The organism is Streptococcus sp. SK140, from assembly GCF_000259525.1.
GTDB lineage: Bacteria > Bacillota > Bacilli > Lactobacillales > Streptococcaceae > Streptococcus.
The window spans coordinates 1-22,884 of the sequence record NZ_AJML01000026.1; the positions used below are offsets into that span (position 1 = coordinate 1).

The 22,884-nt window shown below is 36.2% G+C and carries 23 protein-coding genes and 1 other annotated feature; of the genes, 9 read left to right on the forward strand and 14 right to left on the reverse strand.

The genetic code is table 11. The annotated features are described in order from the left end of the window. Positions 1–296: hypothetical protein (locus tag HMPREF1116_RS12260; RefSeq protein ID WP_000304910.1), on the forward strand; the 296-nt coding region annotated here is incomplete at its 5' end. Between the two features lie 184 nt (positions 297–480). Here the strand turns inward: HMPREF1116_RS12260 and rplL are convergent. After that, positions 481–846 carry a 50S ribosomal protein L7/L12 gene (gene rplL, locus HMPREF1116_RS07195; protein WP_001196968.1) on the reverse strand — a complete coding sequence of 122 codons (366 nt, stop codon included), beginning with the start codon at positions 844–846 and terminating at the stop codon, positions 481–483. A 73-nt stretch (positions 847–919) separates the two neighbouring features. Continuing rightward, complete coding sequence (rplJ, locus tag HMPREF1116_RS07200) at positions 920–1,420, reverse strand: 50S ribosomal protein L10 (protein WP_001287269.1); 501 nt, start codon at positions 1,418–1,420, stop codon at positions 920–922. 38 nt (positions 1,421–1,458) lie between these two features. Beyond that, positions 1,459–1,594: a sequence feature (ribosomal protein L10 leader region), on the reverse strand. Positions 1,595–1,770: 176 nt separating this feature from the next. Here rplJ and HMPREF1116_RS07205 point away from each other — a divergent pair. Further along, positions 1,771–2,298 carry an ECF transporter S component gene (locus HMPREF1116_RS07205; protein WP_001095969.1) on the forward strand — a complete coding sequence of 176 codons (528 nt, stop codon included), beginning with the start codon at positions 1,771–1,773 and terminating at the stop codon, positions 2,296–2,298. Positions 2,299–2,316: 18 nt separating this feature from the next. Continuing rightward, positions 2,317–2,832, forward strand: a complete 516-nt coding sequence (locus HMPREF1116_RS07210; protein ID WP_000164964.1) for a transcription repressor NadR — start codon at positions 2,317–2,319, stop codon at positions 2,830–2,832. Here the strand turns inward: HMPREF1116_RS07210 and HMPREF1116_RS07215 are convergent. From HMPREF1116_RS07215 to HMPREF1116_RS07245, 7 genes are all read right to left on the reverse strand, one after another. Further along, the gene (locus tag HMPREF1116_RS07215; protein WP_000085595.1) at positions 2,829–3,296 is read right to left on the reverse strand and encodes an 8-oxo-dGTP diphosphatase; all 468 of its coding nucleotides are present in this window, start codon (positions 3,294–3,296) and stop codon (positions 2,829–2,831) included. The genes HMPREF1116_RS07210 and HMPREF1116_RS07215 overlap by 4 nt on opposite strands. Positions 3,297–3,318: 22 nt before the next feature. Further along, positions 3,319–3,750 (reverse strand): hypothetical protein, encoded by a 432-nt coding sequence (locus HMPREF1116_RS07220; RefSeq protein WP_000975444.1) that lies wholly within the window; start codon positions 3,748–3,750, stop codon positions 3,319–3,321. 561 nt (positions 3,751–4,311) lie between these two features. Next, entirely contained in the window at positions 4,312–6,144 is a 1,833-nt protein-coding gene (locus HMPREF1116_RS07225; protein ID WP_000413447.1) for a DUF2971 domain-containing protein, read from the reverse strand. 16 nt (positions 6,145–6,160) lie between these two features. Further along, positions 6,161–8,149, reverse strand: a complete 1,989-nt coding sequence (gene uvrB, locus HMPREF1116_RS07230) for an excinuclease ABC subunit UvrB (RefSeq protein WP_000610411.1) — start codon at positions 8,147–8,149, stop codon at positions 6,161–6,163. Positions 8,150–8,448: 299 nt separating this feature from the next. Continuing rightward, a complete protein-coding gene (locus HMPREF1116_RS07235) occupies positions 8,449–9,138 on the reverse strand; it encodes a hypothetical protein (RefSeq protein WP_000090974.1) in 690 nt (229 codons plus the stop codon). Continuing rightward, complete coding sequence (locus HMPREF1116_RS07240; protein ID WP_000920001.1) at positions 9,098–9,931, reverse strand: hypothetical protein; 834 nt, start codon at positions 9,929–9,931, stop codon at positions 9,098–9,100. Before HMPREF1116_RS07240 ends, HMPREF1116_RS07235 begins: the two co-directional genes overlap by 41 nt. A 1-nt stretch (position 9,932) precedes the next feature. After that, positions 9,933–10,643, reverse strand: a complete 711-nt coding sequence (locus tag HMPREF1116_RS07245) for an ABC transporter ATP-binding protein (RefSeq protein ID WP_000628615.1) — start codon at positions 10,641–10,643, stop codon at positions 9,933–9,935. Positions 10,644–10,812: 169 nt separating this feature from the next. On the opposite strand from HMPREF1116_RS07245, the gene HMPREF1116_RS07250 reads away from it, so the two are divergent. The 5 genes from HMPREF1116_RS07250 (at position 10,813) to zwf (ending at position 17,260) form a co-directional block, all read left to right on the forward strand. Then, entirely contained in the window at positions 10,813–11,484 is a 672-nt protein-coding gene (locus tag HMPREF1116_RS07250) for a response regulator transcription factor (protein WP_000875576.1), read from the forward strand. Beyond that, complete coding sequence (locus tag HMPREF1116_RS07255; protein WP_001040757.1) at positions 11,469–12,542, forward strand: sensor histidine kinase; 1,074 nt, start codon at positions 11,469–11,471, stop codon at positions 12,540–12,542. Before HMPREF1116_RS07250 ends, HMPREF1116_RS07255 begins: the two co-directional genes overlap by 16 nt. A 168-nt stretch (positions 12,543–12,710) precedes the next feature. Next, positions 12,711–14,885, forward strand: a complete 2,175-nt coding sequence (locus tag HMPREF1116_RS07260; RefSeq protein WP_000726979.1) for an ABC transporter substrate-binding protein/permease — start codon at positions 12,711–12,713, stop codon at positions 14,883–14,885. After that, on the forward strand, positions 14,885–15,625 hold the full coding sequence (locus tag HMPREF1116_RS07265) for an amino acid ABC transporter ATP-binding protein (RefSeq protein WP_001096308.1): 741 nt from the start codon (positions 14,885–14,887) through the stop codon (positions 15,623–15,625). The genes HMPREF1116_RS07260 and HMPREF1116_RS07265 overlap by 1 nt, the downstream gene beginning before the upstream one ends. A 147-nt stretch (positions 15,626–15,772) precedes the next feature. After that, positions 15,773–17,260 carry a glucose-6-phosphate dehydrogenase gene (gene zwf, locus HMPREF1116_RS07270; protein WP_000096095.1) on the forward strand — a complete coding sequence of 496 codons (1,488 nt, stop codon included), beginning with the start codon at positions 15,773–15,775 and terminating at the stop codon, positions 17,258–17,260. Between the two features lie 39 nt (positions 17,261–17,299). Here the strand turns inward: zwf and ftsY are convergent, their stop codons facing one another. Genes ftsY through HMPREF1116_RS07285 form a run of 3 tightly spaced genes read right to left on the reverse strand, consistent with a single transcriptional unit; the run spans position 17,300 to position 20,367 of the window. Next, entirely contained in the window at positions 17,300–18,754 is a 1,455-nt protein-coding gene (gene ftsY, locus HMPREF1116_RS07275; RefSeq protein WP_000522349.1) for a signal recognition particle-docking protein FtsY, read from the reverse strand. Between the two features lie 3 nt (positions 18,755–18,757). Continuing rightward, on the reverse strand, positions 18,758–19,576 hold the full coding sequence (locus tag HMPREF1116_RS07280) for a Cof-type HAD-IIB family hydrolase (protein ID WP_000763410.1): 819 nt from the start codon (positions 19,574–19,576) through the stop codon (positions 18,758–18,760). Beyond that, positions 19,576–20,367, reverse strand: a complete 792-nt coding sequence (locus tag HMPREF1116_RS07285; RefSeq protein WP_000594105.1) for a Cof-type HAD-IIB family hydrolase — start codon at positions 20,365–20,367, stop codon at positions 19,576–19,578. Before HMPREF1116_RS07285 ends, HMPREF1116_RS07280 begins: the two co-directional genes overlap by 1 nt. Before the next feature lie 325 nt (positions 20,368–20,692). Between HMPREF1116_RS07285 and HMPREF1116_RS07290 the strand changes: the two genes are divergently transcribed. Continuing rightward, positions 20,693–21,160 carry an 8-oxo-dGTP diphosphatase gene (locus HMPREF1116_RS07290; protein ID WP_000136624.1) on the forward strand — a complete coding sequence of 156 codons (468 nt, stop codon included), beginning with the start codon at positions 20,693–20,695 and terminating at the stop codon, positions 21,158–21,160. Positions 21,161–21,478: 318 nt separating this feature from the next. Here the strand turns inward: HMPREF1116_RS07290 and HMPREF1116_RS07295 are convergent, their stop codons facing one another. After that, a complete protein-coding gene (locus HMPREF1116_RS07295) occupies positions 21,479–22,057 on the reverse strand; it encodes an HD domain-containing protein (RefSeq protein ID WP_000067281.1) in 579 nt (192 codons plus the stop codon). Between the two features lie 138 nt (positions 22,058–22,195). Continuing rightward, positions 22,196–22,855, reverse strand: a complete 660-nt coding sequence (locus HMPREF1116_RS07300) for a trimeric intracellular cation channel family protein (protein ID WP_000344917.1) — start codon at positions 22,853–22,855, stop codon at positions 22,196–22,198. Between the last annotated feature and the right edge of the window lie 29 nt (positions 22,856–22,884).

Below are 22,884 nucleotides of genomic sequence, written 5' to 3' on the forward strand. Positions count from 1 at the left end.
TGAGGGATAAGAATTCTATCCATTACAAAAATATTGAAAAATTAACTCAAATCAGAACAGCTTTACAAATGGGAGCTTTAGCTTTTCAAAAATTTCCTCACCTGGCTACTGCTATTACAAATGCGATAAATAATAGTAAAGGGTATCTTAATGAACTTTCTAAATCATTTGCTTTGCTAGCCTTTCAGATGTATGAAGAAGAGCAATTTATCGAAAGTGAAATTAGGGAGGAAGAATATTATAGAACCAATAGCGAAGAAATTAAAACAGCTCGTTTAAGAGGTTTTGATGTATAAAAAAATCATCTTAGTAAGAATATTGCTAAGATGATTTTTTCTATCGATAAAACAACACCCCCACAAATATTTGTGGGGGTGTCTATGGGGGTGTTTCAATTGAAACAACTCCCTTTTTATCACCTTTTGCAAGAGCGAAAAGGCTATAATACTAGGCTTTCAGCCTTAAACAATCTTGTATTGATTATTTAAGAGTAACTGAAGCTCCAGCTTCTTCCAATTTAGCTTTGATTTCTTCAGCTTCTGCAGCTGCAACGCCTTCTTTGATGACACCTGGTGCACCATCAACAAGTTCTTTAGCTTCTTTAAGACCAAGACCTGTGATTTCACGTACAACTTTGATAACGCCGACTTTCTTGTCGCCTGCAGCTGTCAATTCAACGTCAAATGAATCTTTAGCAGCTTCTTCAGCACCACCAGCAGCAGCTACAGCTACAGGAGCAGCTGCAGTTACACCAAATTCTTCTTCGATAGCTTTTACAAGGTCGTTCAATTCAAGGATTGAAGCTTCTTTAATTTCAGCAATAATGTTTTCAATGTTCAATGCCATTGTTATTTCCTCCAAATAAGTTTATATTTTATGTTTATATTTTTGTAGCTAGGCTACGCTGCGTAGCTTAAGATTAAGCTGCGTCTTCTTTGTTGTCTGCAACCGCTTTGACTGCAAGAGCAACGTTGCGCACTGGCGCTTGAAGTACAGAAAGGAGCATAGAAAGAAGTCCTTCGCGGTTTGGAAGAGTTGCAAGAGCAACGATTTCTTCTTTTGATGCGACAGCGCCTTCGATTGCACCACCTTTGATTTCAAGTGCGTCAGCGTTTTTAGCAAAGTCGTTCAAGATTTTCGCTGGAGCGATAACATCTTCGTTAGAAAATGCTACAGCAGATGGTCCAACAAATACAGATGCAAGTTCTGCAAGTCCAGCTTTTTCAGCTGCACGACGTAAGATTGAGTTTTTAATAACTTTATACTCAACTTCGCTTCCACGAAGCTCACGACGAAGAACTGTATCTTGTTCAACTGTCAAACCACGAGCGTCTACAACGACGATTGATGCAGCAGCTTTCATTTTTTCAGCTACTACGTCAACTAGTTCCGCTTTTTTAGCAATAATTGCTTCACTCATTAGTGTGTTCACCTCCGTAATTATTTTGCTTGGGGAATTTTTCCAAAAGAAAAACGCGCCCAAACCTAGACACGAAAGTACAATACGCTTCTTTTTACATGATACGTTTTGTCCTCGGTAGGATATTTATGAGTCGAACTCCCCTACTGTCTTAGGCAGTTTTTTCAAACCGTATATAAGTATACCATACTACTTTGTTTAGTGCAAGAGTTTTTTTCTTATTTTTTAAAAAATTTATTTATTTTTTAACCTTATTTCAAGATAATCTCATCAAAAATCAATTTTAGTTCTTGACTTGTTTGATTTTTTATTGTACTATACAACAGTATATACAGTTAAAAGGAGTTATTATGAATACACAAAAGAAAACACAATTCATGACCTTGACCGCATTACTAACAGCTATCGCTATTTTGATTCCTTTGGTGATGCCCTTTAAAATTGTCATTCCTCCCGCTTCCTACACTTTAGGAAGTCACGTTGCAATTTTTATCGCTATGTTTCTCTCGCCATGGATGGCTATCTTTGTTATTATAGCTTCTAGTTTAGGATTTCTCATGGCTGGGTATCCGATTGTCATTGTACTTCGCGCCTTTTCCCACATATTCTTTGGAAGTCTGGGTGCTTTCTATCTTCAAAAACATCCTCAAACCTTGGACAATAAGAAATCTTCATTGATTTTCAATTTTGTACTTGGTTTAGTTCATGCAATTGCTGAAGTTTTGGCTTGTATGATTTTTTATGCTAGTACTGGAACTGACTTAAAAAATATGTTCTATGTCTTGTTTGTATTAGTTGGATTTGGTACTATTATCCATAGTATGGTAGACTATTACTTAGCCTTGGCTGTTTATAAAGCATTGAGAAAACGCCGTTAAGCGTTAAGAGAGAAGAATATGACAAAAAATCGAAAAGAAGCACTTTTACAACTGTTAAAGGAGTCTCAAAAACCTCTAAATGGTCAAACATTAGCAGACCGTTTTCATGTAACCCGTCAGATTATCGTTCAGGACATTGCTGTTCTACGTGCTGATGGTGCTCCGATCTTATCAACCAATCGCGGCTATATTTATAAAGAAAGCAAGACCAATCCTTATGTTCACAAACTGTTTAAAGTTAAGCACGAGATGGAAGAAATTGGTCAAGAACTTCTAGCTATCGTCGATAATGGGGGACGTGTTCAGAATACCTTGATTGATCATCCTGTCTACGGAGAAATTGAAACCTTGCTCAAACTCTCTTGTCGCCGGGACGTTCAGCATTTTTTAGAGCAAGTCGAAAGGTCTGATTTTAGACCACTTTCTGAATTAACAGATGGCGTCCATTATCACCTAGTCGAAGCTGAAAATGAACAAGACCTCCTCTATATCGAGAAGGCCTTGGATAAGTTTGGTTATTTAGTAAAGGATTAGAAGGTTTTCTTTTCCCATCCATCTTCTGTACGGTGACGGTAAAAAAATTCTGATTTATCAGGAGCTTCCATCATCTCCATCAAGGGTAGCATATCATAGGCCAGATCCAAATTTGGAATCTGGTCTTTTTGCACCCAGGACACTTCTCCTTCTTCAGATGATTGGAGAGTACCAGTGAACTCAGTCGCTTTATAACAAAAGACAATGTAGCGCTCACCTGAGTCTAAAGGCCAATTCTTTATACCGACCAGTTGAGGATTTTTTATCGTCAGACCTGTCTCCTCGTATATCTCACGAATGACAGATTCAGCGAATGCTTCTCCATTTTCAACATGACCTCCTGGGAAAGCATAGCCAGACCAGCGATTGGTTTCAGGCGATCGATACTGCATAACCACGCGCTGCTTTTCAAGGTCTTCAATCAAGCAAATATTGGTTAAAATCGTTAATTGTGCACGAGACATACATAGACTCACTTTCTAATGTTTAATTTTCTACATACTTAACTTTAGACTTCATAATCAAAGGATTAATCAAGTCGTGATATTCATGAATTTCATGGAGCAAAGATCCTCTAATGATTCTAATTTCCTTTTCTTTACTATTCACCTGATAGTCTATATTGATAGGCATAGATGAATCTGGGACAATGGAAAAGAAGAAAAATGTCATAAACCAGATCAAGAGTGCAATGAAGCCGCTGAGAGTCTGAAAAATTAGATGATGCCACTGAAAAATTCTCGTTTTATAAAAGATGGTCCATGGTTGGATAAATAAGGTCAAGCAAAGACCAAAGAACCAGAGATTCCACAAGACTGGTGTAAAGGCTAAACCAAAGAGGCCTAAGATAAAATGAATCAGTACAAATACTAGGCACAAAAGATAAATAAACCTAAATACAGTTAGATGTTTCATCATGATTGACTCCTTTTCTTTTCAATATATTTCATCGCTATAGTTATAATACATGCCAAACTGAAAAAGATCAGATAAGTTGCTATTGGAAACCAAATGTAACGGTGATCTAGGGACAAGAGAGACGGCAAAATTCCTTTACTATTTTTCCCGCCAATTCCAATAAAGAGATGGACTACTAAACCGATACTATTAAGATAGATAAATAAATCTGCATATCTTTTTATTGTCATCCTTGTCTTAGACAAGTCTAGGAACCAATAGTCAAATAATCGATACACCAGACAAAAAAGATTTATATATATTGGAAAACTATAGTTGATATCTCTGTATGGAGACGGAATAGGAAGACTTTCAAAAATTAGATTCAAACTTAGTCCTATTGCTAGGATAAGACCGAGGATCAAGAAGAATCCTAAAAATTTATGAGAATCTAGCCAAAGATGAAAACTTTCTTTACTTGATAGATTCTTTTTTGTATTTGACTTTCTTTTGTTCTTTTTCATTTTTTACTCAAGAGTGGAATTACTCATTCTTCAACAAAATTTTAAAAAATGTAAATCTCTAAGCTCCCCGATAAGGAATTTTTGAACTTTCAATCTCTATTTCAGGATTAGCAAGTTTTAGATAAGGAGCAATATAGTCTGCATCCGTAACCTTTGGACCCAGAATTACTTTTGAGTATTTCAAAGGTAGTAGATTGATGTATACAAATAAATCATATCTACCATTATCTTTCGGACTTAATACAATATACTTCCTAAAATCATTATAGTTAACTTTATCAAAAACTTCTAACCCAATTTCTTCTTTCTTAAAGTACTTCTCATTTGATGAATCATTAGCATCTCTTTTAATAATATTTTGTATAGCTGTATCATCTAAATTAATTAAAATACGATACTCCATTTCATACTCATAGTCTTTAACTTTGAAAAGGTAAGAAATCTTCTTCAATTTCTCAGCAAAACTTATCAATTCTTTTTCAGCTTTAAGATCCTGCAATTTTTCAAATAGATGTTTTAAATCATCAAGATATTTACCAACATCTGTTTCATCTTTATTCTCTGACATTAAATCTAAATAATGAACTTTAACAAACTCAATCGATTTATGAGCAACTATATCTTCAAGATAAGACAGATCATATTCAAGAAATGCTCCCTGAGATGAATCTGCGTATTCTTTCCACATAGGTAAACTATCAGATACCGTGGTTAGAGAAGATATAAAAACATTGGAAGTTTGATATTGTTTGAAAAACGTATTATCTATACCCAAATAATCATATATTACTCTTCCTTCCATCGGATCGTTTAACTGTTTTAGATTAGTAAGTCGTAAAAATGGAGGTTGAATTTCAGAATTATTTTCATTTTTCCAGTCTGCTTTTATAAGATAATTTGTTAATGTGTCAATCCTAGTATAATGTCCAAAGGAACCTATTTCTTTCAACTCAGTTGCATCAACAGTCAATTTAGAACGTATATAGTATATAATCTTATCCGCTTGTTCTAAAAGTTGTTCAGCATCTAATGACGAAATAGATTCTGGATCACTTTTCTCATTTAAATAATCATTATCATACTTCTCAATTAACTTAATTGCTTGGTTGCGGATAATATCGGAATCATTTTCTTCTGCTATCTTTCGAATAACTTCTATTGAATCTTTAATTATATCATCAAAATGCCTAGATACAAAATATAGGTAGTCATCAACATCTCCAGATTGAGGATTCTCCATGAAATAGTTATTTATTAACTTTAAATGCTCAAATTGAAAAAGTGAAACACGCTCATCTGATTGAAAATACCAATATAGAGTATCCTCAAAACAATTATTTTCAAATAAAAAGTTGATAAATGATTCATATTTCCTCTGAAAATAGATTCTTCTTTCTTCTGGTAAACTATTTTGTCTAAATAGTTGAACAAAAACTGAAAGTAATTCTGAAGAAAAGAATTCTCCTTCCTCTAAATTTTCTTTTAATATTAAATCAAGGATTTTAAAGAAATAACTATCATTTTCAAACAGTTTAGAATATTCTTCATATCTTTCGATTTCAAATAAATATAAATAAAGAGTATCTAAATAATAAGATATATCAGCCCAACTATATATTTGTATTTTTGTTGATAGTATTTTTGTTGATAGTATTTTATTTATTGTTTCTAAAATCTTCTTCTGGATAGTTTTATCAATTTTCTCTAAAAAATTACTACATAGATAAAGAACAGTTTCAGTATATTTCAATTGTTCTTCTTCAGATAAATTTAGATATTGATTAATAAAATTTTCAAGTTCGTATTCCAGTTTTTCTTCATTCAAGAAATCAAAATAATTCTCTAATCCGGGTTTACTAAATTCACCTGTAAAATAATTTAACTTTTCCATTTCATACTTCCCCTATCTAATCCAACGCCTTGACTTCCAACATCATGTCACGGATTTGAGCAGCTAACTCGAAATCAAGCACTTCGACGGCTTCTTGCATTTGTTTTTCCAGTTTCTTGACTAGTTCTTTGCGTTCTTGTTTATTGAGGCTATTGATATCGACTTCCTTGTCCTCTTCTTTAGCCACAGTTTTTGTGACAGAGATAAGGTCTCGGATTTCCTTCTTAATAGTTTGTGGGACAATGCCGTGTTCTTCATTATAGGCCATCTGAATTTTACGACGACGAGCTGTTTCATCAATGGCTTTTTGCATAGACTGAGTTATGGTGTCCGCATACATAATGACATGACCTTCACTATTACGGGCTGCACGACCGATGGTTTGGATCAGACCACGTTCATTTCGGAGGAAGCCTTCCTTATCGGCATCGAGAATTGCAACCAGACTTACTTCAGGAACGTCAATCCCTTCACGAAGGAGATTGATTCCAACCAAGACATCAAAGACTCCTAATCGTAAATCTCGGATAATCTCTGTCCGCTCTAAAGTCTTGATATCCGAGTGCATGTACTTGACCTTGATCCCCATTTCCTTGAAGTAGTCTGTCAAGTCTTCTGCCATTTTCTTGGTCAAGGTTGTGATAAAGGTGCGTTCATTCTTTTCAACACGGGCATTGATTTCACCAAGCAAATCATCAATCTGTCCCATGGTTGGGCGCACTTCCACTTCTGGATCCAAAAGACCCGTCGGACGAATAATTTGCTCAATAACAGTGTCCGTTTGTTCCATTTCGTAATCACCTGGCGTCGCTGAAACATAGACAATCTGGTGGACATGACTTTCAAACTCTTCACGACGAAGGGGACGGTTATCCAAGGCAGACGGCAAACGGAAACCGTAGTTAACCAACATTTCCTTACGTGAACGGTCTCCATTATACATTCCTTTGATCTGCCCCATAGTCATATGACTCTCGTCAATCATAATCAGGAAATCATCTGGGAAGAAATCAAGAAGTGTATAAGGAGGCTCTCCTTCGCTTCGTCCATCCATGTGACGTGAGTAGTTTTCGACACCATTGGTATAACCCATCTCACGTAGCATCTCGATATCGTACTCTGTCCGTTGTTTCAAGCGTTGCGCTTCAAGGAGTTTGCCTTCTTTTTCAAAGATAGCTAACTGCTCCTCCAACTCAGCCTGAATCTTAGCAATGGCTACTTCCATATGGTCGTCATTGGTCACAAAGTGAGTGGCTGGGAAAATCGCCAAATGGTCCACTTCACCGAGGACTTGACCAGTTAAAGCTTCAACCTCCCGGATGCGATCAATCTCATCTCCGAAGAACTCAACACGAAAGGCATGCTCGTCACGAGATGCTGGGAAAATCTCCACCACATCCCCACGTACACGGAATCTTCCCCGTTGGAAATCAATGTCGTTACGTTCAAATTGAATATCGACCAATTCATTCAGGAGTTTATCACGAGAAATTTCAAGTCCTGGGCGTAAACTTACCACGCTGTCAGCATATTCTTTAGGGGAACCCAAACCATAAATACAAGATACAGATGCTACAACGATGACATCGTTACGCTCCAAGAGCGCTGATGTAGCGGAGTGACGAAGTTTATCAATCTCATCGTTGACTGAACTATCTTTTTCGATATAAGTATCACTAGAGGGAACATAGGCTTCTGGCTGGTAGTAATCGTAATAGGACACGAAGTACTCGACGGCATTCTCAGGGAAAAATTCCTTAAACTCCCCATAGAGCTGGCCTGCTAGGGTCTTATTGTGGGCGATGACTAGGGTTGGTTTATTAACTTTGGAAATCACCTGACTCATGGTATAGGTCTTTCCTGTACCAGTCGCCCCCATCAGGATTTGAGCCTTTTCTCCACCCTCAATGTTATCCACCAACTGTTCAATGGCCTGCGGTTGGTCGCCAGATGGTTGGTATTTGGATACAAGTTTAAATTTGTTGTCTGTAATTCTATTGATCATCTCTTTGTCCTCACATATATATACCTTATTTTACCATAAATCACCAGAATTCTCTGAGTTGGGGAATAAAAGGGAAATACAAGAAGTAACAAAATAATCCCGTAAATCAGTACATGTTTAAATGACAATATAATTAAATGGACTCATATTAGAAGTAAAAACTAAACAAGACTCTCGATATTACTTCGAAAGTCTTGTCTTTTATTTGAAACAATGCAATACGTAATAAACATCAACATCAATGACTTACAGAAGTAGCAAAGCTTGTTCATCAGCATCATTTTTATGAGACTACTTTACTACTTAACTTCTTGATTCCTTATCAAAAGGTAAAGAGTGGCTCCAAGTGAAAACATCAATTCCATAGCATAAACACATAGTTGCAAATAGGAAGCTCTCCCTAGTATTGTATCCGCAATAATATTGTAAAATAGATAACTAGTCATTGGTTCCACTACTCTTTCTATGAAAGGTTGTAACAAAATAGGAAATAGCAACAAAATAGCTAAACTACTCATTGGACTTTTGAAAAAATAACTTAAAAAGTAAGAAATTAAAAAGTATTGGATGGAGCCAATCAAATAGAAACTGAAAATTTCTAAACCGACACCATTTTCGCTACTTAAAAAATGAAACCATATATGCAGTACAATGAAATATAAAGTTGATTGTAGTAACACATCACATAACTCTACGAACAGGATCCTCATTGAACTTAAGATCTTTTTTCCACTAACCAAATAAACTAGTTTTGTTTCGTGTGATTGTAAGTCTACAAATGCATTAACACACCCAATACTAACAGAGAGCATTGATGTAAAAACAAGAGCTTGCTTTAAAGATAATTCTACAATTCTACCATTGATTGCAACTGGTAACACACTTAGTAGGCACACAAAACCTATCAGAAGCGACTGTATAGCTATCTGGTACTTTACGGGTTTTAAGCTATATTTTTTGACGATAAGACTGATAAATATTCTTGCCATTCTTCCTCCCCATTCGCATCTTTTCTACAACAATTATCAATACTAAGAATACAACACCTTCAACTACTAAAAGAATAAATCCATACAATTGGCTCGTTTGAGTCCCTTCAACTCGGCCAAAAGCAAATGACTTTGCTCCAATCAAAGGCAATAGATTTTCTATTTTAGAGGAAATTCCTCTTAGAATACCTGATAAACTGATTACCAATAATAAAACATCTGCAATTAATGAAGTCATTGATTTTTTCGTTACTATTACGAAAAGTAAAGCTAATAAAGTAAGAACGATTGCAAATATCATAACTCTTACCGTAACATCTAAGAACAAAGTCAATTCTATATAATTCTTTAAAGTTGAATCTAGAAAAATGAGTAAGATAACAGCATTTACTATAGAAATTATTAAAGTAGAAAGTAACGATAGGACAATCGAACTAGCAATAAAACCAGTAAGACCAACTTTCCAGTTAGGAATCAATAACTGAGTAAAATTATCATCACCAAATTGATAATGTGCTGAATAAACAAGTGAAACCAAGATTGGCAAGAAAATAACACTTGCTTGGTAGGGGGAGGATAAGAGAGCATCCCTGACTGTATAGACTGGATTCGATGATAACATAGACGGATCAAGATTAACTGCTTGGCTATTTCCTTCCACTAAAGCATTTATCACCTGGATATTTTGAATTGTAAAAAATATGCTGACTCCCAAAATAAGAAAAAAAGTAAATTTAAAAGTAGGTAAACTACTATATTTATAAAGGTCACTAAAAAAGGAACGCTTCAACATATTATTCACCTTCTTTCCCTTCGAGTGCCTTAAAATATGCTTCCTCAAAAGAGCCAAACTGTTTCAAAATGTCTTTGGTAGGACCATCAATAACGATCTTCCCATTAGAAATACCAACCAAATGATCTACAGTTAATTCTAACTCACTCATATAATGACTTGTCATTAATACAGTTTTACCTTCACTGACAAAAGATTGTAAAAAATTACGTACCCAGCGTATACCTTCTGGATCTAGTCCATTGATTGGCTCATCTAAAATTAAAATGTCAGGATTTGCTAATAAGGCTGTTGCTAAACCAAGACGTTGCTTCATTCCTAATGAATAGTCTTTTACTTTTTTATTTTTAGCTTCACTTAACCCTACCAATTCTAAACATTCGTTACACCTATTTCTATCAACACCACAAGCCAAGCTAATCCACCGAAGATGCTGAAATCCTGTTCTTGTTGGATAAGGTTGGCAACTATCGAGGAATGATCCAACAACACAAAAAGGATTATCTCCCAATTGAGAGTATTTTTTGCCATTGATCAATGCCATTCCCGTCTGACTATTTTCTAAACCGAGTAAAATTCTGATCAAAGTTGATTTCCCAGAACCGTTTGGTCCAATCAAACCAGTGACTTCACCTTTCTTAGCTTTGAAAGACACGTTTTGAAGGACAATTTTATTATTATATTCCTTATGTAGATTTTGAATTGTTATCATTCATTCTTTTTCCCTTCTGACTTTTTGTGAAATTTCACCTTCACTTGGAGCAAGTATATCAGGAGAATATCAGAAAAAAATCAGAATAAACATTTTTATAATTATTTTTTCATTTCTAACAAATTACTTTCTATGTTTGCTATAATATACACAAGTAATTGGAGGGATTATGAAGTATAAAATTTTAGCAATTGACGATGATGAAAAAATCTTACGATTAATTGGAAATGCATTAGAAGCAAACAATTTTAACGTAGAAACTCGGTCAAATATAGAAGAGATCGATATTTGTGACTTTACTGGATTCGATCTGATTTTACTTGATGTCATGATGCCTATTTCTGGTTTAGAGATTTGTCACTCCATTCGTTCACAAATTACTACTCCAATCCTGTTTCTAACTGCTAAAGATTTTGAAGAAGATTTACTAAAGGGGATACAAGCTGGAGCAGATGATTACATCACAAAACCATTTAGCATAAAGGAATTGATTGCAAGAATTCAAATGCATCTTCGTAGAGAGGAAAGATTGTGCCAAACCTCTAAAGAAGAATTGATTTCAGATATAACTTTTTATCGAGATAGTCAAGAGGTTTATTATCAATCAAAAAGCATTTCTCTAACTAAGCGAGAATTTGATTTACTTTACCTTTTAGCTAAAAATGAGAACCGAATATTTAGCGCAGATGAACTTTACGATTACCTCTATCCTGTAAGCTCTGATGTACAGCTACGTTCAATCACCGAATACATCTATCAAATCAGACAAAAGTTTAAGGCTTATCAAATTGATCCTATCAAAACGGTTTGGGGAGGAGGATACAAATGGCAAAAGAAATGACAATCAAACAACTCATTCAGCATACCTACCTTAAAATCATTAGGCAATTTCTTCTATGTCTTATACTTTTCTACATACTTCCCGCTCTTCTATCTTCTGTATCTGGAATCAATGAGAAAAATGCCAATCTCTTTGCTTTATTTTTTAGCGTCAGTTCTTGGATTTATCTTTGCATCATTTTAATTCTTATCATTGTAACAAATATTCGACAATTATTAACCAAGATTCAAAAAGAAATGAACATGGTTTATCATAGTGGTCTATATTTCACAAAAAATGAAAATCAGCATTTACAGATTAAAGAGTTTATTGAAACAAATGATCTAATAGAAAAAATGCAATCTGATATAAAAAATAGGATTGAAAATGAAAAAGAACAAAAAAAAGAACTCATGTTTCAAGTATCTAGCGCTGCGCATGATCTTCGAACTCCTCTAACTGTCATAAGAGGAAATGCTGAATTCCTACAATCTACCAAACAAACACCCCAAGTAATGGAATGTCTAAAAGATCTGGAGCAAGCAAGTATTCAGTTAAACGATTATTTCAACCACTTCATCCAATACTCCAAAACTTTTTATGACCATGATATTCAACTTGAAAAGATCTCAATTCAACAAGTAACTCATCAATTAAAGGAACATATCACACCTTTAGTTCCTAGAAATACACACTTTGTATTTACAAACACAATAAATCCATCGACACAAATCACAATTCATTCCAATCTATTTTTCCGAGCAATCACAAATATTATTAATAATGCAATACAACATCAAAAAGAAAATGATGCACAAATCCACCTAACAATTTCACAAGAAAATAGTCAATTAGTTCTAACTATATGGAATAACCAATCTAGTTTTTCAAAAAACATATTACAAAATGCTGGAAATCTTTTCTATAAAGATGACCAAGCAAGAACTCCCTCTCAAGAAAGTCACTATGGACTTGGTTTATCTTTCGTCAAACGTGTCATGAAACTTCATAATGGAACTATGCACTTAGAAAATAGCAATAATGGTGCACAAGTCAAGCTAATCATTCCTATTATATAGAACAAGCCGAACTCATCATTATGTGTTCGGCTTCTTTTAATTTTACATCAAAAAAATCAGTATTACAAGAAACTACATGTCACATCTTCTCACATCAAAATGCTAAATATTTGCCAACTTTTTTATTTTCTGCTATAATGGGTAAATATTCTAAAAAGGAGACTAAACATGAAGAAAAAAATCCTTGCATTTTTATTATTTTTATTTCCCTTATTCTCTTTAGGCTATGTTAATGCGGACACTATCAAGATTGTTAGTGATACTGCTTATGCACCCTTTGAGTTTAAAGATACAGACCAGACTTATAAAGGAATTGATGTCGACATCATCAATAAAGTCGCTGAGATAAAAGGATGGAATATCCAAATGTCTTATCCAGGATTTGATGCTGCTGTCAATGCGGTCCAAGCAGGGCAAGCAGATGCAATCATGGCTGGTATGACAAAAACCAAAGAACGTGAAAACGTCTTTACCATGTCTGATACATACTATGATACAAAAGTTGTCATCGCAACGACTAAGTCTAACAAAATCACTAAGTATGAAGAACTCAGTGGTAAAACTGTTGGTGTTAAAAACGGTACTGCCGCACAACGTTTCCTAGAAAGTATCAAAGATAAATATGGTTTCACTATCAAAACCTTTGATACTGGTGATTTGATGAATAACAGTCTCAGTACAGGTGCTGTAAATGCCATCATGGATGACAAACCAGTCATCGAGTACGCTATTAACCAAGGGCAAGATCTCAGTATCAACATGGACGGAGAAGCCGTTGGAAGCTTTGCTTTTGGAGTTAAAAAAGGTAGCAAGTACGAATACCTAGTTACAGAATTTAACGAAGCTTTAGCCCAGATGAAAAAAGATGGTAGCTTGGACAAAATTATCAATAAATGGACAAGTTCTTCTAAAACTAGTTCACAAGTAACTTCTCTCACTTCTACTACAAGCGCAGGTCAAAAAGCTACTCCAGTCAAATCAAAATACGTTATCGCAAGTGATTCTTCATTTGCACCATTTGTTTTCCAAAACTCAAGCAACCAGTACACTGGTATTGATATGGACTTGATCAAGGCTATTGCCGAAGACCAAGGTTTTGAAATTGAAATCACCAACTCAGGTTTTGACGCTGCTATTAACGCGGTTCAATCTGGTCAAGCTGATGGTATGATTGCTGGTATGTCTGTTACAGACGCTCGTAAAGAAACCTTTGATTTCTCTGATTCTTACTATACAGCTAATACTATTCTTGGAGTTAAGGAATCAAGTACCATTTCTTCTTATGAAGATTTGAAGGGTAAAACCGTTGGTGTTAAAAACGGTACTGCTTCTCAAACCTTCCTAACTGAAAATCAAAGCCAATATGGTTATAAAATTAAAACCTTTGCAGACGGTTCATCTATGTATGATAGCTTGAACACTGGTTCAATTGACGCTGTGATGGATGACGAACCAGTTCTTAAATACTCTATCAGTCAAGGGCAAAAATTAAAAACACCAATCGAAGGTACTCCAATCGGTGAAACTGCTTTTGCAGTTAAAAAGGGAAGCAATCCTGAATTGATTGAAATGTTCAACAATGGTCTTGCAAATCTTAAAGCAAGTGGTGAATTCCAAAAGATTCTTGATAAATACCTTGCAACTGATTCAACAAGTGAATCATCAACTGTTGACGAAACTACTATCTTGGGCTTGTTGAAAAACAACTACAAACAACTCCTCAGCGGACTTGGAATTACCCTTTCTCTAGCTTTGATTTCCTTTGCAATTGCGATTGTTATCGGGATTATCTTTGGTATGTTTAGCGTTAGTCCTTATAAATCACTTCGTCTTATTTCAGAAATCTTTGTCGATGTGATTCGTGGTATTCCATTGATGATTCTTGCTGCCTTTATCTTCTGGGGAGTTCCTAACTTTATCGAATCCCTTACAGGCCAACAGAGTCCAATCAATGACTTTGTCGCTGGTACAATCGCCCTCTCCCTAAACTCAGCCGCTTATATCGCTGAAATTGTTCGTGGTGGTATTAAGGCAGTTCCTATCGGACAAATGGAAGCTAGTCGAAGCCTTGGTATCTCATACAGTAAAACCATGCGTAAGATTGTCTTGCCACAAGCAACCAAACTTATGCTTCCAAACTTCGTCAACCAATTTGTTATCGCACTTAAAGATACAACTATCGTATCTGCAATCGGTTTGGTCGAACTCTTCCAGACTGGTAAGATTATCATTGCTCGTAACTACCAAAGTTTCAAAATGTATGCAATTCTCGCAGTCTTCTATCTTGTGATTATCACTCTTCTTACTAGACTTGCAAAACGCTTAGAAAAGAGGATTCAATAATGGCTAAATTAAAAATCGATGTCGATAATTTACATAAGCAATATGGTAAAAACAAAGTCCTTAAAGGAATTTCAGCAAAATTCTATGAAGGAGATGTTGTTTGTATCATTGGACCTTCTGGTTCAGGTAAATCAACTTTCTTGCGTAGCTTGAATCTCCTTGAGGAAGGTACAAAAGGTCATATCACAGTTAATGGCTATGATTTGACGGATAAAGCAACCAACGTGGACCACGTTCGTGAAAATATCGGAATGGTGTTCCAGCACTTCAATCTTTTCCCACACATGACGGTATTGGAAAATATCACTTTCGCACCAGTAGAGCATAAGTTGATGACTAAGGCCGAAGCTGAAAAATTGGGAATGGAACTTCTTGAAAAAGTTGGACTCGCTGATAAGGCTAATGCAAATCCTGAAAGCCTATCAGGTGGTCAAAAACAGCGTGTGGCTATCGCTCGCGGTCTAGCCATGAACCCTGATATCATGCTCTTTGACGAACCAACTTCTGCCCTCGACCCTGAGATGGTTGGAGACGTTCTTAACGTTATGAAGGAATTGGCCGAACAAGGCATGACCATGATCATCGTAACCCACGAAATGGGATTTGCTCGCAAGGTTGCCAATCGAGTTATCTTTACTGCAGATGGTGAATTCCTTGAGGACGGTACACCTGACCAAATCTTTGATAACCCACAACATCCGCGTCTTAAAGAATTTTTGGACAAGGTTCTCAACGCTTAAAAAACTGCAAGGGAAACCTTGCAGTTTTTTCTTACTTGTATTGGATTTTTGGATTTTTTAGAAAATTATGATAAAATAAAGGGTATGAAAATGGGGTTTTCCCATACCTAGCTTGACTAGGAAACAAAATAGAAATTAGGTAGCTAGATGTCATCAAAAGTTATTGTTACAATTTTCGGTGCAAGTGGGGATTTGGCCAAACGTAAGCTCTACCCTTCACTTTTTAGACTTTATAAATCAGGTAATCTTTCTGATCATTTTGCTGTTATTGGTACTGCTCGTAGACCTTGGAGTAAGGAGTATTTCGAATCTGTCGTTGTCGAATCTATTTTAGACTTGGCAGATAGTGTGGAAGAAGCTCAAGCATTTGCGAGTCATTTTTACTATCAAAGCCACGATGTTAATGACACTGAGCACTATATCGAATTACGCAAGCTTCAAGCTGAATTAAACGAAAAATATCAGACTGAGCACAACAAACTCTTCTTCCTCTCAATGGCACCTCAGTTCTTTGGTACCATCGCCAAACACCTCAAATCAGAGCAAATTGTTGATGGTAAAGGCTTTGAACGTTTGATCGTTGAGAAACCTTTTGGAACAGACTATGAGACTGCAAGCAAACTAAATGAAGAACTCCTAGCTACTTTTAACGAAGAGCAAATCTATCGTATCGACCACTATCTCGGTAAAGAAATGATTCAAAGTATTTTTGCCATTCGCTTTGCCAATATGATTTTTGAAAATGTTTGGAATCGTGAGCACATCGATAATGTTCAGATTACATTTGCAGAGCGTCTCGGTGTTGAAGAACGTGGTGGCTACTATGATGAGTCTGGTGCCCTTCGAGACATGGTTCAAAACCATACCCTCCAACTTCTGTCACTCCTTGCTATGGACAAGCCAGCAAGCTTTACCAAGGATGACATTCGCGCAGAGAAAATCAAAGTCTTTAAAAATCTTTACCACCCTACAGATGAGGAACTTAAAGAACAATTCATCCGTGGTCAATATCGTTCTGGTAAAGTTGATGGCATGAAATACATCTCTTACCGTAGTGAACCAAATGTTAACCCTGAATCTATGACAGAAACCTTTGCTTCAGGTGCCTTCTTTGTAAATACTGATCGCTTCCGTGGTGTACCTTTCTTCTTCCGTACAGGTAAACGCCTAACTGAAAAAGGAACACACGTAAACATTGTCTTCAAACAGATGGATTCCATTTTTGGTGAACCTCTAGCGCCAAATGTTCTTACTATCTATATCCAACCAACTGAAGGATTCTCTCTTAGCCTTAACGGTAAGAAGGTGGGTGAAGAGTTTAGCCTTGCGCCAAATTCTCTTGACTATCGAACAGATGCGACTGCAACAGGTGCTTCGCCAGATCCCTATGAAAAACTTATCTATGATGTTTTGAACAATAATTCAACTAACTTTAGCCATTGGGATGAAGTGAGTGCCTCATGGAAATTGATTGACCGTATTGAAAATCTTTGGGCTGAAAACGGTGCTCCACTCCATGACTACAAAGCTGGTAGCATGGGACCTCAAGCTAGCTTTGATTTACTAGAAAAATACGGAGCTGAGTGGACTTGGCAACCAGATATCGCCTATCGTAAAGATGGTCGTTTAGAATAATCAAAAACAATCCTGCAAGAATTCTTGCAGGATTTTCTTTTATATCAAACCTTCTAGAAGGCCCTTCATAAAGTTTTCTGAGTTAAACTCACCGATATCATCGATTTTTTCACCAAATCCAATCAACTTAACAGGAATATTCAGTTCTTCACGGATAGCAAGAACGACACCACCTCGGGCAGTTCCATCAATTTTGGTTAAGACAATTCCTGTAACAGGAGTAATTTTTGAGAACTCTTTGGCTTGTACAAGAGCATTTTGACCTGTTGAGGCATCCAGAGCTAGGAAGGTTTCATGAGGCGCTTCTGGTACGACACGTTTGATGATACGACCAATCTTTTCCAACTCAGCCATTAAGTTTTCCTTGTTTTGTAAACGGCCAGCTGTATCAATCATCAAAATATCAACACCTTCTGCTACTGCACGTTCCATCCCATCAAAGACCACACTGGCAGGATCAGCTTTTTCAGGCCCAGTAACCACAGGAACATCTACACGGCGACCCCATTCCGCTAACTGAGCAACTGCACCAGCACGGAAGGTATCTGCAGCAACCAGCATGACTTTCTTGCCAGCTTGTTTGTAACGGTGAGCAAGCTTACCAATAGATGTTGTTTTTCCGACACCATTAACACCTACAAAGAGCATAACTGTCAAACCATCTTGGAAGTTAATGCTTTCATTGTATTGTCCATCCTTCTCATACAACTCTACCAATTTTTCGATGATGACACGACGGAGGGCATCAGGTTTCTTAGCATTTTCAAGCTTGGCTTCATAGCGCAATTCTTCAGTAAGATTTGAAGCTACCTGTACACCAACGTCACTCATGATTAAGAGTTCTTCTAGTTCTTCGAAGAATTCTTCATCAACAGAGCGGAAGTTAGCAAAGAAGGCATTCAAACGAGCACCAAATCCCGTACGAGTTTTCTTGAGACTACGGTCATATTTTTCCTGTACAGTCTCTTGAACTTGAGAAATTTCTTCGATTACTAGATCTTCTTCCACTTCTTGAGAAGTGTCTGCTTCCGTTTCGTCTGGTTGAACTTGATCAGATTCTTCCTCGTCACTATCACTTGAAGGTACTTCTTCGACTGGTGACTCAGGTTCTTCTGCAACAAACTCCACTACTTCTTGAGAGCTGGCTTCAGTTTCTTCAACTTCTGTTGACTCTGACTCTTCCTGACAACAGTGACACTCAGTTTCCTCTTCAAACCGAGTCTCTTCTTCCTGAGGGGTTGCTATTGGTTCAACTGTTTCTGTAGTAGTTTCTGCTACTGGTTCTTCCGACTCACTAGCTTCTTTAGAATAAGTTTCCTCAACTTCTGAACTTTGGTCGATTTCCTCAGTATTTTTCACTTCAACTTCTTCAGTTCCAAGTGCTTCAACTTCCTCGCCAGGTTCTGTCAGATCCAAGTTTTCCAAAGCTTCTTTAACAACTTCTTCGATTTTTGGTTCTTCTTTTCTACCAAATAAACGGTCAAATAATCCCATACTTTAGTTCTCCTTCAGTACATATTTTTCAATGGCCCAGGCAACAGCTTCCTCGTCATTGGTCATAGGGGTGACTACATTTGCAACTTCCTTGACCTCAGGCACAGCATTTTGCATAGCAACACCTAGTCCTGCCCATTCTATCATAGAAAGGTCATTGGCCTCATCTCCACATGCCATCACCTGACTTTGGTCAATTCCTAGGTGGTCAATCAATTTAGCTAATCCAGTAGCCTTATGAACGTTCTTTGGTGACCATTCCAAAAGCATGTCGCGAGATTTAAAAATTTCATAATTGTTAAACAAGTCTGATGAAATGTTAGCAATTGCTGCATCCAGCGGTTCTTGGGCAAAAGCTGTCACACATTTATTATAAGTCATTTGACTAGACAAATCTTCAAAGTCAATTGGAACAAAAGTCAGAGCAGGATTAAATTTAGCATACAGACTTTCTTGATCTGATTGGATTTGGTAAACGGTACCTTCTGAAATAGCGTCTAAAGGAATGCCTAGTTTTTCAGTTTCCTCATAAATGCGTGTCACATCATCAATCGAAAAAACTGTCTTATCAAGGATTTCACCCGTATTTTTCTGAACCAATCCACCATTAAATGTGATAGTATACTCATCATCATGGCCCTCTGTTCCAAGCTCTTTGAGGAAGAAATCCATGGCCTTAAGGGGACGTCCAGTTGTCAATACCACTTTGACTCCCTGATCACGCGCAGCCTTTAAAGTTGCCTTGGTACGATCCGTCAATTTCTTGTCTGTCGTCAACAAGGTTCCATCTAAGTCCAAAGCAATTAATTTAATATCTGCCATTACAATTCCTCCATATAAGCAATAACTGATTGGTCCTTGTGGTGTCCAATAATTGTTTCAGCAAGTTCTAAAATCTCTGGACGAGCATTTTCAGGTGCTACTGGATGCCCAACGACTTGCATCATGTGAAGATCATTTAGATTATCACCAAAGGCCATCACTTGATCCATATCCAGATTTAATTTCTTAGCCAATTCGACAATAGCGACTCCCTTATCAACATGGTCTAAAACGATATCAATGGATTCAAAGCCTGTCGTCATAGCCTTGACCCCAGGAACATGTTCATTGACCCAAGATTCTCCAGCGTCAACCGTTTCTTCAGTGAAGTTAGTTGTGAATTTGAAAATCTCATCGGTAATCTCTTCAAGACTGGCTACTTTTTTGATATTTTCATTGTAATGATGACTAAACATTAGATAGGTTTCATCTACTGTATCTAAGACATAGCAAGCCTCTTTACCAGTCAAGAGCATCTTTTTCTCATCAAAATATGGTGAAGTCTTTAGCTTTTCAAATGTTGATAGGTAAAAATCACGAGGCATGGTTGCTTCATAGAGGTCCTCTCCATGGAAACGAACGAGACTCCCATTTTCAGCAATGAAAATAATCTCATCTTTAACATCCGCAAAATGCTTTTCAAGTGACAAAAGCCCACGACCAGAGGCAACAGCAAAGTAGATTCCTTTTTCTTGATAAGAATGGAGCAACTTTTTCAGACGCTCCATATCGAATTGACCGGCACCATCCAAAAAAGTACCGTCCATATCCGTTGCTACTAATTTAATCATAAGTTCTTCATACTCCAATTAATAAATCTACCTTCTATTATACCATAGAAAAAGTAAAAAAAGACGTGCTGAATTGACACGTCCTTGCCTTCTATAAATAATCCTGTAGGGCTAATTTAAGGCGAGGCTGATTTGCTTACTTTCTTTTATATCCAACCTCTCAACACTTTTCTTCTAAAGTTCTTGATTGAAGTCTCTTCTGAGAGTTAATCAACTATTGAGTAAAAATTATCAATCTTTGGCTGAGATATCATAATCATAAATAGCATATAGTTCTTGACATATAATCTTGCATATGAAAAAATAATTGTTGGAGGTTGATCATATGACTGAAAAAATCAAAAACTGGGTTAATATTTGCGTTTTGAAAAATCAAGAAATTTTATTACTTAATAGACAGCACGATAATTTTCCTGGCTGGATTCCACCGGGCGGAAAAGTTGAATTCCCTGAAAGTTTTTTTGAAGCTGCATTACGGGAACTTAAGGAAGAAACTGGACTTACTGCATTAAATCTTGAATTAAAAGGAATTTCAGGTTTTACTAATTCAATTGGTAATGAGAGATTTGTCTTCTATGACTTTTTATGTACTCAGTTTACTGGTGAACTAAGCACATCTGCTGAAGGTGAGCCAAAATGGTGGAATCTAAAAGATATTGATAAAATACCAATGCAAGATGAAATAAGAAAAAGGCTACCGCTTTATTTAAGAAAAGGAAGCTTTGAAAGTATTAACTATTGGGATGATAATAAGAAATGCATTAGTGAAAACAAAACAATTTTATTTGACTAATATTCTCTACAGTATAATCAAATGCAAAAATCTCAGTACATTAGTAATTTTTGTATAATTCAATACTCAACACAATCTGTCTTTAATAACATATAATTTAATGTTATACAAAACAAGGGTATCTAATAAAAATCATCTACTCTAACAACTTTTTCCTTGTATCTATAGATAGATAGATAGATAAAAAGCCTTGGAAACAGCTTATTCCAAGGCTTTCTTTGTATTTTACTGTATCAATTTCCTTATTCCAATTTCAGTTGTGACAAGTTTATTTCCATTCTCCAGTTAAAAATCTATCTTCTATTGGGCCAATTGCTATTAAAAATATAAGCCCTTTTCCACACTTTCCTGAATTAACTCTTCCGTCAGTTTCCATAATTCTTCTGATTCACTTTTTACGAACTTTTTCTTATCTAATACCATGTCTGCACTGATATTATCAGGATTATAATTGAATTCTGACACTTCCAAGTGATTTATCAGCGGTACCAAGGCGTCGATAACTCTTGCATATCTTGCTTCAGAACTCTGCCCTTTTTCAAATTCCAACCACAAATTTTTCATATTCAAATATTTCTCTTCTGGAAGGAGGCTCATTGTTTTTTCTATAGATGCTCGTTCTCTATCATGAGAATGAAGCTTTTTTTCATCATCAAACACCCAAGTATCACCGGCATAAATCTCACCTAAATCATGAATCAATAACATAGAAGTGACTTTTTCCATATCCAATTTTTCAGGATAATAATCTTGAAGAACCATCGCAGCTATGGCACCCTGCCAGGAATGCTCGGCACTATTTTCAAATCTGCCATCAAGAGTTCTATTAAATCTTCTTACTGCCTTTAATTTCTCTATTTCTTTAATAAAATCAATTGAATGTTTCAAATTACTCATTGCTATTCCTACCTTATTCGAAATTACAAATATAATAGCAAAAATTAATCTTTACATCATTAATTTCCCGTATTTGCAAAAAAATAACGCCTAATCCACATGAGATTAGACGCTGATAAAATAACTCTCGCTTATTCATCAATTCAAGGTTCTCTTGTCCATATTTGGCAAAGAGAGCTTGAACTTAATAATACAAAGTCGAATCACAAAGCCAACTATCGAGAGAATGATAAAGGCAGTAATTCTAGGAAAATGAAGAACAAAGGCCAACCAGTAATAAATAACTCCAATTACGAAAGATAGAAGGGCATAAATGTCTTCTTTTAGAACACTTGGAACTTCGTTGATTAAGAGGTCTCGGATAATACCACCACCGGCTCCTGTTAGACAAGCCAAAATCCCTGCAGACATCAAATTTAGCTTGCTATCCACTAAGGCTGTCGCTCCAATCAAGGAGAAGATAATCAGCCCAATGGAGTCAAAGATGAGATAGGCTTCCCTCAACCACTTATAGAACTTTTTATCATGACTGGCATTGGCCTGTTTTGAAGTCACAAAGACATACATGATAACAGCTACTAGGATAGAGACATAAATGGGGCTAGGATCTGCTAGAGAAGCTGGAAAGCGACTAATAATGGAATCTCTTAGGATTCCTCCGCCTACTGCAGTTACAATTGCCAATAAACTGATTCCAAAAATATCTAAACGTTTACCAAATCCTTTGATGGCTCCTGAAGCAGCAAAGGCTATAGTCCCAATATAATTACAGATCATTAGGAATAGATCAAAATCCATATAAGCTCCTCAAATTATTTTGTAACCCT